Source organism: Pseudomonas sp. GL-R-19 (assembly GCF_019956375.1).
Lineage (GTDB): Bacteria > Pseudomonadota > Gammaproteobacteria > Pseudomonadales > Pseudomonadaceae > Aquipseudomonas.
The window spans coordinates 228415-246015 of sequence record NZ_JAHBDJ010000022.1 but is presented as its reverse complement, the minus strand read 5'-3'; the positions used below and the strand labels follow the sequence as shown (position 1 = coordinate 246015).

Sequence of the window (17601 nt, the reverse complement as noted above, 5' to 3'; positions counted from 1 at the left end):
CCACTCTCTCGCGTAAACTTGCGCGCTTCTCGCAGCCCGCTAGGCTGCAATCAATATTTTTCAAAGGTGCCCGCCATGCCTTGGCTGCAAGTACGTCTCGCCATCAGCCCAGAACAAGCCGAAACCTATGAAGACGCTTTCCTTGAAGTGGGCGCCGTGTCGGTGACCTTCATGGACGCCGAAGATCAGCCGATCTTCGAGCCGGAACTCAACACCACGCCGCTGTGGTCGCACACGCACCTGTTGGCCTTGTTCGAAGGTGGTACCGAGCCCGGCCCGGTACTGGCCCATCTGGAGTTGCTGACCGGCAGCCCGCTACCTGAACACCACAGCGAAGTGATCGAAGACCAGGACTGGGAACGCAGCTGGATGGACGGCTTCCAGCCAATGCGGTTCGGCCAGCGCCTGTGGATCGTGCCGAGCTGGCACGCCGCGCCAGAGCCTGACGCAGTGAATCTGCTGCTGGACCCGGGCCTGGCATTCGGCACCGGCACCCACCCGACCACCGCACTGTGCCTGGAATGGCTCGACGGTCAGGACCTGAAGGACTGCAACGTCCTGGACTTCGGTTGCGGTTCGGGGATTCTGGCGATTGCCGCGCTGCTGCTCGGCGCCAGGGAGGCCGTGGGCACCGATATCGACGTGCAAGCGCTGGAAGCCTCCCGCGACAATGCCGGACGCAACAATATTGCCGATGAGCTCTTCCCGCTGTACCTGCCGCAAGACTTGCCACAGGTTCAGGCTGACGTGCTGGTGGCCAACATTCTCGCCGGCCCACTAGTCTCCCTGGCGCCGCAGTTGTCCGGCCTGGTCAAAACCGGCGGTCGCCTGGCGCTGTCGGGCATCCTCGCCGAACAGGGCGACGAAGTCGCTGCCGCCTACGCCAAGGACTTCGATCTGGACCCGATCGCCAATCGCGATGGCTGGGTGCGCATCACTGGCCGTCGGCGCTAGAATGGCCGTCTGCATAATCCGGAACGCCGCATGACCGATAGCTTCGTCACTCAGTGCCCGCATTGCCAAACCAGCTTCCGCGTCAGCCATGCCCAGTTGAGCGTGGCGCGTGGCGTGGTTCGCTGCGGCTCCTGCCTGCAGGTGTTCAATGCCGCCAGGCAGCTGCTTGAGCAGTCCGGCAAGGAACCACCGGCAGCGAAGCCGCTCCCGCCTGAGCAGCCCCTCGAAGCATCGCCGCCGCGCGCCATCAGCCAAAAGCAATGGAGCGCCACCGAGCTGGATCTGGACAGTCTTGACCTCGACGAAGAACTCGCCCGGCTCGAACAGCGGGAAATCCAGCCGACCACCGAGCTCGGCCGCCATCGCGACGACTCGCTGAGCGCCCGTCGCGACAGCGCCGGGCAGGATGACGAGGAGCCGTGGTCCGACAGCCTGTTCAGTGAGTCGGCGGCGGATCGTGCGCAACTCGACGAACCGCTCGACAGCCTTGAAACGCCAGAGCCGACAGTCGAACCGGGCAAAGCCTCGCGCACCGAACCTTCGCTGTCTCTGGAACCGGTTGATCTCGACGACGAACCACATCCACCCCATTTGCGACTGCACGACCCTCTCGATGCGCCGCTGAATCACGAACGCCTGTCAGCCGCCGACGAGAACGAAACCGACGACAACCTGCCCTCGATCGAACCGCTGCGCAAGCGACGCGAACGTAGCGAGCCGGGCGTGCGCGCCGAAGTGCTGCAAGACCTGACCGACGACCCACTGCAACTGGACTGGCAAAAACGCCGCTCGCCCTGGGGACGACGGCTGTTGTGGTTGCTGCTGGTGCTGATTGCTGCTGGCGCCCTCGCCGGCCAGTACATCGCCTATCATTTCGACGAACTGGCGCGACAGGATCAGTATCGCCCGTGGTTCCAGCAACTGTGCCCGCAAATCGGCTGCACCGTGCCATCCAAGGTCGACATCGCGAAAATCAAGAGCAGCAACCTGGTGGTGCGCAGCCATCCCGAGTTCAATGGCGCCCTGGTGGTCGATGCGATCATCTATAACCGCGCGCCCTTCTCCCAGCCCTTCCCACTGCTGGAACTGCGCTTCGCCGACCTCAATGGCCACCTGATCGCCAGTCGCCGCTTCAAACCCGGCGAGTACCTCAATGGCGATCTCGAAGGCATGGCGGAAATGCCTCCGCAAACGCCGATCCACATCGCCCTGGACATTCTCGACCCCGGCGCCAAGGCCGTGAACTACAGTCTGAGCTTTCACTCTCCGGAGTGAAACGCTTCATTGCTCCCGGATTAACGTCGGCTTTCTGACTGCCCCTGGCAAACCAAACCACGGGTAATAACAGAATAACTGTTCAGAATTTGTTCAATTCAGCCTTTATCCAGTCATCGAGAGCGGGTATCATGCCAACCCTTTTTCGAACTCCCATGATCCGGCCCCACAACAGGGAAGTCCTATGTCGGCGGTACGCATCGGCCCATACACATTACACAACAGCTTGATTCTCGCCCCCATGGCGGGCGTCACCGACCAGCCCTTTCGTCAGCTGTGCAAGCGCTTGGGCGCGGGACTGGTCGTCTCGGAAATGGTCACCAGCGACATGAGCTTGTGGAACACCCGCAAGTCGCGCATGCGCATGATCCACCAAGGTGATCCCGAGCCACGCTCGGTACAGATCGCCGGTGGGGACGCGCAAATGCTGGCGGACGCCGCACGTGCCAACGTTGAAATGGGCGCGCAGATTATTGATATCAACATGGGCTGTCCGGCAAAAAAAGTCTGCAACAAGGCTGCCGGCTCCGCACTGTTGAAGGATGAAGCCCTGGTAACCGAGATCCTGCAGGCCGTCGTGGCTGCGGTCAATGTGCCGGTTACCCTGAAGATCCGGACCGGTTGGGACCGGGACAACAAGAATGGCCTGACGGTGGCGAAGATCGCCGAGCAGGCAGGCATTACGGCGCTGGCGGTGCATGGCCGCACCCGTGCCGACCTGTACACAGGTGTTGCCGAGTACGACACCATTGCCGCGATCAAGCAGGCGGTGTCGATTCCGGTCTTCGCCAACGGCGATATCGATTCGCCGGAAAAAGCCCGGTACGTGCTCGACGCGACCGGTGCCGATGGTTTGTTGATTGGCCGGGCTGCCCAGGGGCGGCCATGGATTTTTCGCGAGATCGACCATTTCCTGCGTACCGGCGAGAAGCTCCCGGCGCTGGAACTGATCGAGGTGGAACGCATTCTGCTAGAGCATCTGGCCGCCCTGCACGCCTTCTATGGCGATGTCATGGGTGTGCGCATTGCTCGAAAGCATGTGGGCTGGTATCTCGCAACCCTGCCGGGCGCCAGGGAGTTTCGCGCCCACTTCAATCGTTTGGATGGTACGGATACACAATGCGCCAACGTTCGGGCGTTTTTCGCCGAGCGTTACAAGAGCCTGACAGGGGACGGAGAGTGGGTGGCCGCATGACGATGATGACCGAGACTTTAGTGAGTGGAACAACACCCGTGAGCGACAACGTAAATTTGAAACAGCACCTCAATACGCCGAGCGAAGAAGGCCAGACCCTTCGCGGGAGTGTCGAGAAGGCGCTGCACAATTATTTCGCCCACCTTGAGGGCGCTGCCGTCACGGATGTGTACAACCTGGTGCTCTCCGAAGTCGAGGCTCCCCTGCTCGAGTGCGTGATGAATTACGTCAAGGGCAACCAGACCAAGGCCAGCGAGATGCTCGGACTGAACCGGGGCACGCTGCGCAAGAAACTCAAGCAGTACGATTTGCTGTAAGCATTCAATCAAACCAGAAAGGCGCCCGCGTAAACCGGTCGCCTTTTTTGCTGACTTCCTTTGCTTTTGATGGAAATTGAGATGACCGACCAGACTACCCGCCTGCCGATCCGCCGCGCCTTGATCAGCGTATCCGACAAGACCGGGATCCTCGAATTCGCCAAGGAGCTTGAAGCCCTGGGCGTCGAGATCCTCTCCACCGGCGGGACGTTCAAGCTGCTGCAGGACAACGGCGTTGCCGCAGTGGAAGTCGCTGATTACACCGGCTTTGCCGAAATGATGGACGGTCGGGTCAAGACCCTGCACCCGAAAATCCACGGCGGGATCCTCGGTCGTCGCGGTATCGACGACGCCATCATGAACGAGCACGGCATCAAGCCGATCGATCTGGTTGCGGTCAACCTGTATCCGTTCGAAGCCACCATCAACAAGCCAGGCTGCGACCTGCCGACCGCCATCGAAAACATCGACATCGGCGGCCCGACCATGGTTCGTTCTGCAGCCAAGAACCACAAAGACGTGGCCATCGTGGTCAACGCCAGCGATTACGCCCGCGTCCTGGAAAACCTCAAGGCCGGTGGCCTGACCTACGCTCAGCGTTTCGACCTGATGCTCAAGGCCTTCGAACACACCGCCGCCTATGACGGCATGATCGCCAACTACATGGGCACCGTGAACCAGGCTGCCGACACCCTCAGCACAGAAGGTCGCAGCGAGTTCCCGCGCACCTTCAACAGCCAGTTCATCAAGGCCCAGGAAATGCGCTACGGCGAGAACCCGCACCAGAGCGCGGCGTTCTACGTGGAGGCCAAGCCTGCCGAAGTCGGTATCGCCACCGCGACCCAACTGCAAGGCAAGGAACTGTCGTACAACAACGTGGCCGACACCGACGCCGCGCTGGAATGCGTGAAGAGCTTCGTCAAGCCGGCCTGCGTGATCGTCAAGCACGCCAACCCGTGCGGCGTGGCTGTCAGCCCTGATGCCGAAGGCGGCATCCGCAAGGCCTACGACCTGGCCTACGCCACAGACACCGAATCCGCGTTCGGCGGCATCATCGCCTTCAACCGCGAACTGGACGCCGAGACTGCCAAGGCCATCGTCGAACGTCAGTTCGTCGAAGTGATCATCGCGCCATCGGTCAGCGAAGAAGCCCGCGCCATCGTCGCCGCCAAAGCCAACGTACGCCTGCTGGCCTGCGGCGAGTGGTCGGCTGACCGCGCGGCGGCCTGGGACTACAAGCGCGTCAACGGTGGCCTGCTGGTACAGAGCCGCGACATCGGAATGATCGGCGCCGATGACCTGAAAGTGGTGACCAAGCGCGCTCCGACCGAACAGGAAATCCACGACCTGATCTTCGCCTGGAAAGTCGCCAAGTACGTGAAGTCCAACGCCATCGTCTACGCCAAGAACCGCCAGACCATCGGTGTCGGCGCCGGCCAGATGAGCCGCGTGAACTCCGCGCGTATCGCCGCGATCAAGGCCGAACATGCTGGCTTGCAGGTTCAAGGTGCGGTCATGGCATCCGACGCATTCTTCCCGTTCCGCGACGGCATCGACAACGCGGCCAAGGCCGGTATCACCGCAGTGATCCAGCCGGGCGGTTCGATGCGTGACAACGAAGTGATTGCTGCTGCCGACGAAGCCGGCATCGCGATGGTGTTCACCGGCATGCGCCACTTCCGTCACTAAGTACACGATCAACTGTCGGAGTGAGCCTGCTCGCGATAGCGTCCTTTCAGACACATTGAATCTGACTGTAACGCCATCATCGCGAGCAGGCTCACTCCTACAGAAAAGCACCCCTGCGGTGTTCAACAGAATTAGCGTCATCCGAGGTTTTTGAAATGAATGTTTTGATCATTGGCAGCGGTGGCCGTGAACACGCCCTGGCCTGGAAAGTGGCTCAGGATCCGCGCGTGCAGAAGGTGTTCGTGGCTCCGGGCAACGCCGGTACCGCCATCGAAGCCAAGTGCGAGAACGTCGCCATTGACGTACTGGCGCTTGAGCAACTGGCAGACTTTGCCGAGAAAAACGTTTCCCTGACCATCGTTGGCCCTGAAGTGCCGCTGGTTGCCGGTGTTGTGGATCTGTTCCGCAGCCGCGGCCTCGATTGCTTCGGTCCGACCGCCGGCGCTGCGCAGCTGGAAGGTTCTAAAGCCTTCACCAAGGACTTCCTGGCTCGCCACAAGATCCCGACTGCCGACTACCAGAACTTCACCGAAATCGAGCCAGCCCTGGCCTACCTGCGTGAAAAAGGCGCTCCGATCGTGATCAAGGCCGACGGCCTGGCCGCCGGCAAAGGCGTGATCGTCGCCATGACCCTGGCTGAAGCCGAAGACGCCGTGCGCGACATGCTGGCGGGCAATGCCTTTGGCGATGCGGGTTCGCGCGTGGTCATCGAAGAGTTCCTGGACGGCGAAGAAGCCAGCTTCATCGTCATGGTCGACGGCAAGAACGTGCTGCCGATGGCCACCAGCCAGGACCACAAACGCGTCGGTGACGGCGACACCGGTCCAAACACCGGCGGCATGGGTGCTTACTCCCCGGCACCCGTGGTCACCGCCGACGTGCACAAGCGCGTCATGGACCTGGTGATCTGGCCGACCGTGCGCGGCATGGCCGAGGAAGGCAATGTCTACACGGGCTTCCTGTACGCCGGCCTGATGATCGACAAGGCTGGTAACCCAAAAGTCATCGAATTCAACTGCCGTTTCGGCGACCCTGAGACCCAACCGGTGATGTTGCGCCTGCAGTCGAGCCTGGTGTTGCTGGTCGAAGCCGCCCTGGCGCAAGCGCTGGATAAGGTAGAAGCGCAATGGGATCCACGTCCGAGCGTCGGCATCGTCCTGGCCGCTGGCGGCTATCCTGGTGATTACGCCAAAGGCGCTGCCATCAAGGGGCTGGATACAGCCGCCGCACTGGAAGGCAAGATTTTCCACGCCGGCACTGCACTCAAGGATAGTCAGGTGGTGACGGCCGGTGGTCGTGTGTTGTGCGCCACAGCCATGGGTGCCAGCGTCGATGCTGCGCAGCAGCAGGCCTACAGGTTGGCGGCTACGATTGACTGGGAAGGCTGTTTCTATCGCAAGGACATTGGCTACCGCGCCATTGCCCGCGAGCGCGGCGAGAATCAGGAATAAGGTAAACACCGCGCCAGGCAATGAACACGGTTCATTGCCTGGCTATTCCAGCACCGCGCATCGTTATATTCTGGCATCAACCTAACGAAGGGATTTCGCCGTGCGCTGGCTCAGGATTGCCATAAGCTTGACCGTCACTTTGCTGACCTTGCTCTGCATGCTACCGGCCCAGGCCGCGCAAGGCAGTGGCTGGGCGGTATTGCTCGACGAACAGGGCGACCTGCAACTGAGCGACATCCGTTCCGCACGCTATACCAACCAATTCAGCCCTATCGAACTCGACCGCATTACCGCGGCCGAGCCCGATGGCGCGTTATGGTTGCGATTCAGGCTTGCGCCGGGTAGCCACGAACAGTTGCTGCGAGTGTTCGCGCCTGACCTGCGCCAGTTCAACATGTACGTGCTGGACGGCGACAAGCTGATCGATCAATCCAGCACGGGCAACGGACAGCCGCAATCCGAGCGACCATTGCCCAGCAGCGACTTCATGCTGGCCCTGCCGCAAAACGACACCCCCCTCGACGTTTACCTGCGACTGGCCTCCGATCACCAGTTACGCCCCTATATCACCCTGCAATCGGCGATCCTCGCGGCTGCCAACCAGAACCAGACGCTGATCTATGGCCTGCTGTTCGGTTGCATCGCCATGTTGATCCTGCACAATCTCATCCGCTACACCTACACCCGCTCACACAGCGCCCTCTGGTTGGCGACGTGCGAAGGGTTGTTGATGCTCAGCCTGCTGCTGTTGCTGAACCTCGCCGGTCCCTGGCTGCCGGACTGGCATGCACTGCAAACGCCGGGGGCTTACCTGGCATTGTTAATGACTGCGCCCTGCGGCCTGATGCTTACCTATCGCTTCTTCTCCCCACTCGGGCCGCACCCGCTGAACCGCTTGCTGCTCGGCGAGATCCTGCTCATCACCGCCTGCGGCCTGATGCTGCTGTTCGTCAATACCTTGCCGTTGAACTTCATTACCTACGGCCTGGTAGCCTTGGCAGGCCTGAGCATGCTGTTCATCAGCGCCCATCACTGGCAAAAAGGTTATCGCCCGGCTCGCCTCTTCGTGGCGGCCATGGTGGTGTTCAACCTCGGGACACTGATCATCCTGCCCGCCCTGTTGGGGCTGACCCTGATCGAACCCCATGGCCTGCTCACCATCTTGCTGGTGTTCATCTGCATCAGCGGCCTGCTGATGAGCATTGCATTGAGCGAGCGCCAGCGCCGCATCACCGAAGACCGTTTCAGCATCAGCCGCGACCTGGCGGCCAGCAACGCCGAGATCAACGCCAAGGCCGAGTTCCTGGCGAAGATCAGCCATGAGATCCGCACCCCGATGAACGGCGTCCTCGGCATGACCGAGCTGCTGCTGGGCACGCCGCTTTCGGTCAAGCAACGCGACTATGTGCAGACGATCCACAGCGCCGGCAACGAGCTGCTGACACTGATCAACGAAATTCTCGACATCTCAAAACTCGAGTCCGGGCAGATCGAGCTGGACGATGTGCAGTTCGACCTCAACGCGCTGATCGAAGACTGCCTGAGCATCTTCCGCGCCAAGGCCGAGCAGCAAAACGTCGAGTTGATCAGCTTCATCCAGCCGCAAGTGCCGCGGGTGATCAGCGGTGACCCGACACGCTTGCGCCAGACCCTGTTGAGCCTTCTGGAAAATGCCCTGAAAAAAACCGATGAAGGCGAAATCCTGATCGTCGTGGCGCTCGACGAGCGCAACAACAAACCACGCCTGCGTATTGCCGTGCAGGATAGCGGCGAGCCCATGGACGCCGAAGAACGCGACGCCCTGATGCACGCCGAACTGCACAGCCGGCATTTCCTTTCGGCCACCCACCCGGGCGGCAACCTGGGGCTGGTGATTGCCCGCCATCTGATCCGCTTGATGCAAGGGGACTTCGGGATCAAGAGTGGCAGCAACCAGGGCAGCACCCTGTGGCTGACCCTGCCGCTGGACCCGGATCGCCTCGAACACCCGACCTCGGACCTCGACGGCCCACTGCAAGGTGCGCGGGTATTGGTGGTGGACGACAATGACACCTGTCGCAAGGTGCTGGTGCAGCAATGCAGCGCCTGGGGCCTGAACGTCAGCGCCGCGCCTTCCGGCAAGGAAGCGCTTGCACTGCTACGCACCAAGGCTCATTTGCGTGATTACTTCGATGTGGTCCTGCTGGACCAGAACATGCCCGGCATGACTGGCATGCAACTGGCGGCCAAGATCAAGGAAGACCCGAGCCTGAACCATGACATCCTGCTGATCATGCTCACCGGCATCAGCAACGCACCGAGCAAGATCATCGCGCGCAACTCCGGGATCAAGCGCATCCTCGCCAAACCGGTAGCCGGCTACACCCTCAAGACCACCCTGGCCGACGAACTGACCCAACGCAACAAAGGTCTCGCCGCTACCCAGCCCGTGCCAAGCGGCCAGGTCCTGCCGGTCAAGGTCCCCTGCGACTTCCGCATCCTGGTGGCCGAAGACAACAGCATCTCCACCAAGGTGATCCGCGGCATGCTGAGCAAGCTCAACCTGCAACCGGATACTGCCTGCAACGGCGAAGAAGCCTTGCAAGCGATGAAAGCCCAGCGTTACGACCTGGTGCTGATGGACTGCGAAATGCCGATCCTCGACGGCTTCTCGGCCACCCAGCAATTGCGTGCCTGGGAAGTCAGCAACCAGCGGGTCCGAACCCCCGTGGTGGCATTGACCGCCCATATCCTGGCCGAACACAAAGAACGTGCGCGGCAGGCCGGTATGGACGGGCACATGGCCAAACCGGTGGAACTGTCGCAGCTGCGCGAACTGATTGAGCATTGGGTCGCCCAGCGTGACCAGCACAATCGCGCAACGACCCAACCATCCTGAGCCGACAGACGGCGCAACCCCTGATAGACTCCCCCTCGACTTCCCTCGCCAGTGAGCCCGGCACCATGCTCCATGTGTTGTTCAGCGTTTACCTGAAGATGCTGGTGCTCTACAGCCCATTCTTCGTGTTGTCCTGCTTCATCAGCCTGACCCGTGGTTATTCGCGCAAGGAACAGCGTCGGCTGGCCTGGAAAGTAGCGGTCGCCACCCTGGTCTCCAGTGTGCTGTTGTACTTGTTCGGCCGAGTGATTTTCAGTGTTTTCGGCATCACCGTGGATGCATTCCGCATCGGTGCAGGCAGCGTACTGTTCATCTCGGCACTAGGAATGGCACAAGGCAAATCGGCGGTACAGACCGACAACGTGCAACAGGATGTGACCATCGTCCCGCTGACCATTCCGCTGACAGTCGGCCCCGGCACCATCGGTGCCTTGCTGGTGATGGGCGTGAGCCAGCCGCATTGGGACGACAAGCTCACCGCCATTGTCAGCATTGCCCTGGCCAGTTTCACCGTGGGGGTGGTGCTTTATCTGTCCAGCCGCATCGAACGCATACTCGGCGATCAGGGCTTGCAGATTGTCAGCCGCTTGATGGGGTTGTTCGTGTGTGCACTGGCGGCACAGATTATTTTTACCGGGGTCAAAGGCTATCTGGTGCCGTGATGAGCCAGCAAGAACACATCAATAAAGTCTTTCGATCCCCTTTTCACGCCGTCCACCGAGAGCGTCGAGCACCCACTTCCTTTTGTACTCTGCATAGTCTTCGTCCAGTTGGGCGACAAAGCATTTCGTTTCAACATCTCCGACAATCTCGCTCAACATGAAGCTTTGGTTGAGAAAAACCGGTTCAATGGGTGTACGGGTAGCAAGGTTGATAGTCAGCATTCTCAGGGTTGCAGACTCATCCACCACGCCGGCATGGATCCTGATACGGTTGACAACCGGGGCACTACCGCTCTGCGCCCTTCCCGCTTCTACAGCGTATCGCGTCAACAAATCGTGAGCTGGGTTCAGCAACTCAAGACTCACAGTGTGTTGCAGCAAAAGATCCAACGAGCTGCATTCATCAGGCGCCAACAAAGACGTCAGCCGTTGCCTGACAAGGCTCTCGAACGTTACGCATTCATCCACAGAGGACGAAAAGAACCCGTCCCCGACCCGGCCCGGTACTTCATAGAGAAGAAACTTCAATGCCTCGGCATACCTGCTGTTCCAAGCCTTGAAATCCTTGAGCTCCGGGTAACTCTTGCTTGAAGTCAACTGTGCATAAAGAAGTGAAGAAAGGATGTCTTCGCGCACCGGCATCGGCAGCGACGACGAAATGATCAATAAGCTTCCCGCATTTACATAGCCAGTACTACTCATACTGCACACCCCGCAAAAGGTCAGATGCATCGCACCTGACCAGACTGGAAATCAGATACCAAACTCCATTTCCAGGCGCTTATCGACAGCCTCATAGAACTTGTTGGCTGCATCCTCCTTCCTCTTGACATAGTCATCGGCATGGATGCTGAAAACACCTTTGGATTGAAACAACCTGCCAGACGAGGAGGTCTTGTCAAAGAAAGCGATCTTGGTATTTCCGGATGTGGTGTAATAACTGATAGCGCTCATCACCAGGCTTACTTCACCATCGCTATCCTGTGCACAGCTTGCGAGACCGAAGTTTGCACCATCGCCTTTCTTGCCGTTATTTTCATAGAGCTTCAATGCTTCCTTATTGGCCTGCAGACCTTCGATTGCCTTTTCTGCCCCCAGCTTCAGGATAGGTCCGAGGCCGCCGCCAAGACCGCCTATCATTGATTTGGCAATGTCCAGCACCAGATTGGACATTAGCAGGCCGCTCGCCGACTCCTGATAATTGATCGTCGGGTTGCCGAACATGGTCCAGCCCATGGCTTTCATCCCTTTAAGCATATGTTCCCAGCGTTGAACCTGATCTTGCTCGTTGGGAAACTTGATCTGCGCAGACAGGTCGGCGAACAAAAAGGTTCGCTTTATAATTGTTTTGTTGCGGCGGCTCACGCCCTCGGGAAAGGAAATCATCGTGGAGTTGAGAATCGCTGCATTCAACTTATCGGTATCAATAACCCCGTCGACGGCACGGCGAACACGTCTACCGGCTTGTTGCTGCTGAATGACAGGCAAAGTTTCTTTCAGGCTTTCCTCGATAAATTCCAGGCATTGCGCCTCGCTCATTTCTACCGCAGTAATATCAGTCATTTCGAATATCCATATAATATATTATAAGGGCCAATCCCAGCCCGAAACCAAAGTTAATCAATTCACAATTGAGTGTCAATACTGACCATTCTTCAAAATAATACGCAACAAATCGCCAAAACCATTACTTACAAAATAGCGACAACACACTTTCAAAGCCTTAACTCGATTTCGGCCATATCGCTTTCCTCGAGGATATCTTCCAACTTCTGTTTCGTTTCCGCGTAAGCGTTTCTGTCGAGATAAAAGCTTCGGTAATTATGCTGCAACTCGGCCTCACCCTTCTGCCAACTGACAAACAGGAAACTCTTGGTTTTTCGTTTGACGATCAACCGCGCGTGATTAAGTTCCATCGTCAGCATTCCCTTGCTGTCACGCCCTGCCGGTGCAACTTGAAAGGATTTGCCGTACAGCGTCGCTCCGGCATAAGCCGCCAGCCCACGGGAGTCAGATTCCAGCGCCTTGAAAGCCGCTATACTGTTGGTCAGCATAGGTTCGTTACCCAGTTGCCGAACCGTTTCAATCATTTTCCCGGAAACCGTACTGGACAGATCCCTATAAACCTTTTCGCCCGGATGTCGATCCGAATACCATCCAAAATGATTAAGCATTCTCGCGTAGCGATTCAGCCAATCGCCAAGACCAAGCGCCTCATTTTCGTATGTATCACACACCAAGCTGGCAATCTTGATGCTGTTCTTGATTTCTTTCTTTTCTTCCCTGCTCAAGCCTGCCATACAGCCCAGCAGCGTTCTGCCAATCAGCATCGCACTTTGCGCACGATCATCATATGCCCCGACGTCATCGCCAACGGCAAACCTCCTGACCCTGCCTGAACGCTGGACACGAAGAAAACCCATATTCCGAATAAACTCAAGGCGCTGTCCAAGACTAGGGACAAGAGCAAAATCAAAGTCCATTTTTAATACTCTCCATTAACACACATTGCACACCCTATCGAAACAAAGAAATTCCCGACACACAAGAAACACACGCCAAGAAACTGTTATCAACAGGCACATCACACAATATCAAAAAAGCCAATCATGGATACTTTCAATTTTTAAACTTATATTTTCAGCAAAAAACCCACAACCCAGAAACTTGCTCATGCAGAATACTTCGAAAAAAAAACGCCTCCAAAGAGGCGTCTTGATTCAGGAAGCGGGTTTTTCGCCATACCAACGCGGCGTGTAGACCCATTCGCCCCCCTCAGGACGAGGGAAAGAGCAGGTGGTGGATGAGCCGATCAATACCATGGTGCGCATGTCGACCTGATCCGGGGTCAACTGGCCAAGGGTGGTAACCCGCAGCGTCTGCCCCGGACGCCCGATGTCCCGGCCTAACACCACAGGCGTCTCGGGTACGCGGTGTCGGGCGACAATGTCCAGTGCCTGGCCCAATTGCCACGGACGAGAACGCGAGATCGGGTTGTAGAAGGCCAGCGCCAGATCGGCTTGAGCGGCCAGGTCCAGGCGTTTCTCGATGATTGCCCAGGGCTTGAGGTTATCCGACAGCGACAGCACACAGAAGTCATGTCCCAGCGGCGCGCCGGCCTGGGCGGCAGTCGCCAGCGAAGCAGAGACGCCCGGCAGGATCTCGAGATCAACGTTGTGCCAATGGACGTCGATGGACTCGTGCAGCGCCTCCAGCACCGCCGCGGCCATGGCGAAAACCCCCGGATCCCCCGAGGAAACCACCACCACCGAGCGCCCCTGAGCCGCCAGTTCGAAGGCGTGGCGGGCGCGTTGCATCTCTTCGCGGTTGTCGGTGCAATGCAGTACTTGATCGGCGCGAAACGGCCCGGCCATGCGCACATAGGTTTCGTAGCCCAGCACGTCGGTTGCGCGAGCCAGTTCAGCCTTTACTGCCGGCACCATCAGTTCAGCAGCGCCCGGCCCGAGGCCGATCACCGCCAGCCGTCCACGCGGGCGGCCGATCTGCAATGGGTCCAGCGGCTGCTCTGCCACCGCAATGGCAACGGTGTCGCTACCCAGCAGGGAAACGGGCTGGCCTATGGCAGTACGCAGACGTTCGCCAAGCGCCTTCTCAGCGCCGGCAAAACGCAACGCCACGCCCAATTCAAGCGCCGCCTCGCGCAACCCCGAACTGGCCATTTCGGTGTCGGCGGCCAGCAGGCAAGCCAGCGACTGCACGGCGATTGTTGCCTGATGCAACGCCTCGCGCACCGCCGCCGCGACGTTCACCAGGCCAGCATCCACAGCGACCACCACATTGCGTGGGTAGATCAACAATTCATTGGCTGCAGGAGTCCGCTCGGCATGACTGACATGCACCGCCAATCGGGCCTGTGCGTCTTCGGGCAATTGCGCCTGCGCCAGCCACGGAGCCGCACCTTCGATGCGCACCGTTTCACCGGCCAGCAAATCGGAAACGAAACGCTTGCCCAGTTCCAGATCGCCCAGGGCATAGCCGCTGGGCGGATTGAGCAGGCACGTGCCGAAACGCAACTCGCCGCTGGTGGTGATCGCCGCAGAAACTTCCAGTGCCGCGGCAATCTCCCGCGCCATCACATTCACCCCACCGAGACCACCCAGCAGTGGAACCACGGCGCTACCGTCTTCAGCCACCGCCAATACCGGTGGCTCGGCGCCCTTTTCCAGCAACAAGGGCGCCAGCGTGCGGATCACGATCCCGGCCGCGCACAGGGCAATGATCGGCGTGCCCTGTTGATAGAGTTCGCGCAGGGTTGCACCGAATTCGTGATAGACCCGATCCGCGCCTTCGACCCGTTCGGCCAGGCCATGGATCAGGGCTTCGGGGTACACCTGCTGAATGCTGCGTGCGGTAGCGAGGCTGCCATTGCCGAGAATGACAATCGCCGGAACTGGACGGGTCATCAGCCTTGCCACCTTTCGCCGGGAACGATGATCAACGAGAAATACGGCGAGGACATCGGCTCAACCTGATCCAGCGGCACAATTTTCTGATTGGCCATGGTCGCGCGTTCGACGTACAGCGCACGCTCGGCCAGGCCGAGTTCTTCCAGCACCTGGCGGACCTTGGGAAAGTTGCGCCCCAGTTTCATGATCACCGCCGCATCGGCATCGGCCAGGCGACGCTTGAGTTCGTCGTGCGGCAGTACGCCGGACAGCACCGACAGACTCTGATTGCGATACACCAGCGGTGCACCGAGCACCGAGGCGCCACCCAGCATCGAACACACACCGGGCACGACTTCAGCCTGATAGCGCTCGGCGAGCCGGTCGTGCAGGTACATGTAGGAGCCGTAGAAGAACGGATCACCCTCGCAGATCACCGCCACATCACGGCCCGCGTCGAGATGCGTGGCCAGCTCTTGCGCAGCGTCATCGTAGAAGTCGCTGATCACTTGCTCATAGGACAACGGTGCCGGCAAGGCTTCGGTGGTCACCGGGTACACCAGCGGCAACAGATTCTGCGCTTCTTGCAGATGCGTTTCGATGATGCCGAAGGCGTTGCCCTTCTTGCCCTTGGCGACGAAGTACGCCACCACCGGCGACTCGCGCAGCAACCGCAGGGCCTTGACGGTAATCAGTTCCGGATCACCGGGGCCGACGCCAAGGCCGATCAAACGTCCAGGTTGCTGCATCATTCGATCTCCGTGGCGAGGGCATTGACGGCGGCGGCGGCCATGGCGCTACCGCCCAGGCGACCCTGCATGATGACAAAAGGCACTCCACGGCTGTCAGCCGCCAGCGCTGCCTTGGATTCGGCTGCGCCGACGAAGCCCACTGGAAAACCGAGGATCAGCGCCGGTTTCGGCGCACCGGCGTCGAGCATCTCCAGCAAATAAAACAGCGCCGTCGGGGCGTTGCCGATGACCACCACGCTGCCTTCCAGGTGCGGGCGCCACAGTTCCAGCGCGGCGGCGGAGCGGGTGTTGCCCAGCTCGCGAGCCAGTGCTGGAACACTGTCATCGCGCAGGGTGCAAATCACCTGGTTGTTCGCCGGCAAGCGTGCGCGGGTCACGCCTTCGGAGACCATCCGCGCATCGCACAGGATCGGCGCACCGGCTGCCAGCGCATCGCGCCCCGCCTTGCCCGCGCCTTCGGAAAACTGCAAACCGTCGATGGCCTCGACCATGCCGCAGGCGTGGATCACACGCACCGCGAGTTTCTCCAGATCGGCCGGGATGCGGTCGAGGTTGGCCTCGGCGCGAATGATCGCGAAGGAGTTGCGATAGATCTCCTGACCGTCGCGGATGTAATCAAGCATCAATGGGGCTCCGTGAGCGGGCGTCGAGCAAGGCCGCGACCGCTTCAATAGTAAGGTTGCGTGCGTGTAGCGCGCCGAAACCCGGCTGCGCTGCATCGCGTAAATAGAGATCGTAGTGACCGGGGGCGACGGCCAGCAAGGTGACGGGCGCCGTATGCGCGGCGGCGCAAGAACGCGGGCAACCGCTCAAATGTACGTTCGGCGCTTGTCCAAGACTCTGCAGCAATTCGGCCAATTTCAGGGCATCACCCTTGGTCTCGGCCAACCCCTTGGCGCAACCGTTGGAACCGGTGCAGGCGATCAACCGGGACAATGGCTGATCGGCTTCGCACTGCAAGCCCAGGCAATGCAATTGTCGAATGACCTCGGCGGCGTTTTTCGCGTGGACATTGGGCAGCAGCAGGCTTTGCCAGGGTGTGAAGCGCAGGCTGGAATCACCGAACTCGCGTGCCAGTTGCGCCACACCCCGCAGCATCGTCGGATCGAGCCGACCCAGCGGCGGGACAGCCCCCACATAGACAACACCCGGCTCGGCCTGGGGATGTGCGCCGATGTGCACATCACTGGAGCCCGAAACCCGCTGCCAGCCGACAACCGCTTGCATCGACACTCGCTCAGCCAACCGAAGCAGAACGTCCTCGACCGAATACCCGGTCAGTAGATGGCGCATCCGCGTCTGCTCGGGGCGCGCCAGTTCAAGGAACAATTCAAGGACCGCGACCACCAGAGCGTACCCGTCAGCCAGCGCAACCGAACCGGCGGGGCTGTCCGTCGGGCATCCCGTCAGACCGAACGCCAGCCGTCGCTCGCCATCTTGCTCAAACGCCGAGAGCCACAGGTCATGGGGATGTTCGAGCATCGCCAGGTCTTCACCGCCATCGAGCTGCACGGCGAACTTGGCACTGAGGTCGTGGAACGCTTCGTGGCCTTGCAGTGTGGCGAGGATCTGCCCTGCCAGCGGGCGAGTGTCGAACAGCATGCGCAGGTCGATCCCGGCGCCGGGGCTGAGCATCAGGTTACGCACATCGTCGCCGGCCGCGTTCTGCGGCCCCAGATCGGCGGCCAGCAGGCTGTCGATCAACGCCGCTTGTTCGCTGCCAATGCCGCGGATCTGCAGGTTGGCCCGGTTGGTCGCCTCGATCGCTCCGCTGGCGTAACGCTCGGCCGCAGACGCTACGACCTCTGCCTGGTCGCTGCTGATCGAACCACCGCTCAACTTGATCCGGCAGATGCCGCCGTCCAGTGCCGGCACAATACGCAGCAACCCCGGGCAGGCCGAGGGGCGTAAGGCAGAGGACAGCGGACGTTCGTTCAAGGCGGACCCGTTCAGGTGGCGAGGCGATTCACGGCGAAAGTGCGCGGTATTATGCCTGCTTTGCTTCGCTGCATGAAAAGACTC

At 59.9% G+C, this 17601-nt stretch carries 15 protein-coding genes; 8 read left to right on the top strand and 7 right to left on the bottom strand.

Going from position 1 to position 17601, the window contains the following annotated elements; translation table 11 throughout:
- Positions 1–75: 75 nt before the first annotated feature.
- The 8 genes from prmA to KGA83_RS13790 all read left to right on the top strand — a co-directional run bounded on the left by prmA (position 76) and on the right by KGA83_RS13790 (position 10421).
- On the top strand, positions 76–954 hold the full coding sequence (prmA, locus tag KGA83_RS13825) for a 50S ribosomal protein L11 methyltransferase (RefSeq protein WP_108218498.1): 879 nt from the start codon (positions 76–78) through the stop codon (positions 952–954).
- A 30-nt stretch (positions 955–984) separates the two neighbouring features.
- On the top strand, positions 985–2229 hold the full coding sequence (locus KGA83_RS13820; protein ID WP_108218497.1) for a DUF3426 domain-containing protein: 1245 nt from the start codon (positions 985–987) through the stop codon (positions 2227–2229).
- A gap of 184 nt (positions 2230–2413) precedes the next feature.
- Positions 2414–3424, top strand: a complete 1011-nt coding sequence (dusB, locus tag KGA83_RS13815; protein ID WP_108218496.1) for a tRNA dihydrouridine synthase DusB — start codon at positions 2414–2416, stop codon at positions 3422–3424.
- On the top strand, positions 3421–3741 hold the full coding sequence (gene fis / locus KGA83_RS13810; protein ID WP_015093301.1) for a DNA-binding transcriptional regulator Fis: 321 nt from the start codon (positions 3421–3423) through the stop codon (positions 3739–3741). The genes dusB and fis overlap by 4 nt, the downstream gene beginning before the upstream one ends.
- Positions 3742–3822: 81 nt before the next feature.
- A complete protein-coding gene (purH, locus tag KGA83_RS13805; protein WP_115947746.1) occupies positions 3823–5430 on the top strand; it encodes a bifunctional phosphoribosylaminoimidazolecarboxamide formyltransferase/IMP cyclohydrolase in 1608 nt (535 codons plus the stop codon).
- Positions 5431–5585: 155 nt separating this feature from the next.
- Positions 5586–6881, top strand: a complete 1296-nt coding sequence (gene purD, locus KGA83_RS13800) for a phosphoribosylamine--glycine ligase (protein ID WP_108218494.1) — start codon at positions 5586–5588, stop codon at positions 6879–6881.
- Between the two features lie 100 nt (positions 6882–6981).
- Positions 6982–9759, top strand: coding sequence for a hybrid sensor histidine kinase/response regulator (locus KGA83_RS13795; protein WP_223529907.1), 2778 nt, complete (start codon positions 6982–6984; stop codon positions 9757–9759).
- 65 nt (positions 9760–9824) lie between these two features.
- On the top strand, positions 9825–10421 hold the full coding sequence (locus KGA83_RS13790; RefSeq protein ID WP_111284385.1) for a MarC family protein: 597 nt from the start codon (positions 9825–9827) through the stop codon (positions 10419–10421).
- 18 nt (positions 10422–10439) lie between these two features.
- On the opposite strand, the gene KGA83_RS13785 is transcribed toward KGA83_RS13790, so the two are convergent.
- The 7 genes from KGA83_RS13785 to cobG form a co-directional block, all read right to left on the bottom strand.
- Entirely contained in the window at positions 10440–11123 is a 684-nt protein-coding gene (locus tag KGA83_RS13785; RefSeq protein ID WP_146176402.1) for a hypothetical protein, read from the bottom strand.
- 51 nt (positions 11124–11174) lie between these two features.
- Positions 11175–11984 carry a hypothetical protein gene (locus KGA83_RS13780; RefSeq protein WP_115947743.1) on the bottom strand — a complete coding sequence of 270 codons (810 nt, stop codon included), beginning with the start codon at positions 11982–11984 and terminating at the stop codon, positions 11175–11177.
- Positions 11985–12136: 152 nt separating this feature from the next.
- Positions 12137–12904, bottom strand: coding sequence for a hypothetical protein (locus KGA83_RS13775; RefSeq protein ID WP_115947742.1), 768 nt, complete (start codon positions 12902–12904; stop codon positions 12137–12139).
- Positions 12905–13141: 237 nt separating this feature from the next.
- Positions 13142–14845, bottom strand: coding sequence for a precorrin-3B C(17)-methyltransferase (gene cobJ / locus KGA83_RS13770; RefSeq protein WP_223529906.1), 1704 nt, complete (start codon positions 14843–14845; stop codon positions 13142–13144).
- Positions 14845–15576 (bottom strand): precorrin-2 C(20)-methyltransferase, encoded by a 732-nt coding sequence (locus KGA83_RS13765; protein ID WP_108218505.1) that lies wholly within the window; start codon positions 15574–15576, stop codon positions 14845–14847. The genes cobJ and KGA83_RS13765 overlap by 1 nt, the downstream gene beginning before the upstream one ends.
- On the bottom strand, positions 15576–16202 hold the full coding sequence (locus KGA83_RS13760; protein ID WP_108218487.1) for a precorrin-8X methylmutase: 627 nt from the start codon (positions 16200–16202) through the stop codon (positions 15576–15578). Before KGA83_RS13760 ends, KGA83_RS13765 begins: the two co-directional genes overlap by 1 nt.
- Complete coding sequence (gene cobG / locus KGA83_RS13755; RefSeq protein WP_108218486.1) at positions 16195–17517, bottom strand: precorrin-3B synthase; 1323 nt, start codon at positions 17515–17517, stop codon at positions 16195–16197. Before cobG ends, KGA83_RS13760 begins: the two co-directional genes overlap by 8 nt.
- Between the last annotated feature and the right edge of the window lie 84 nt (positions 17518–17601).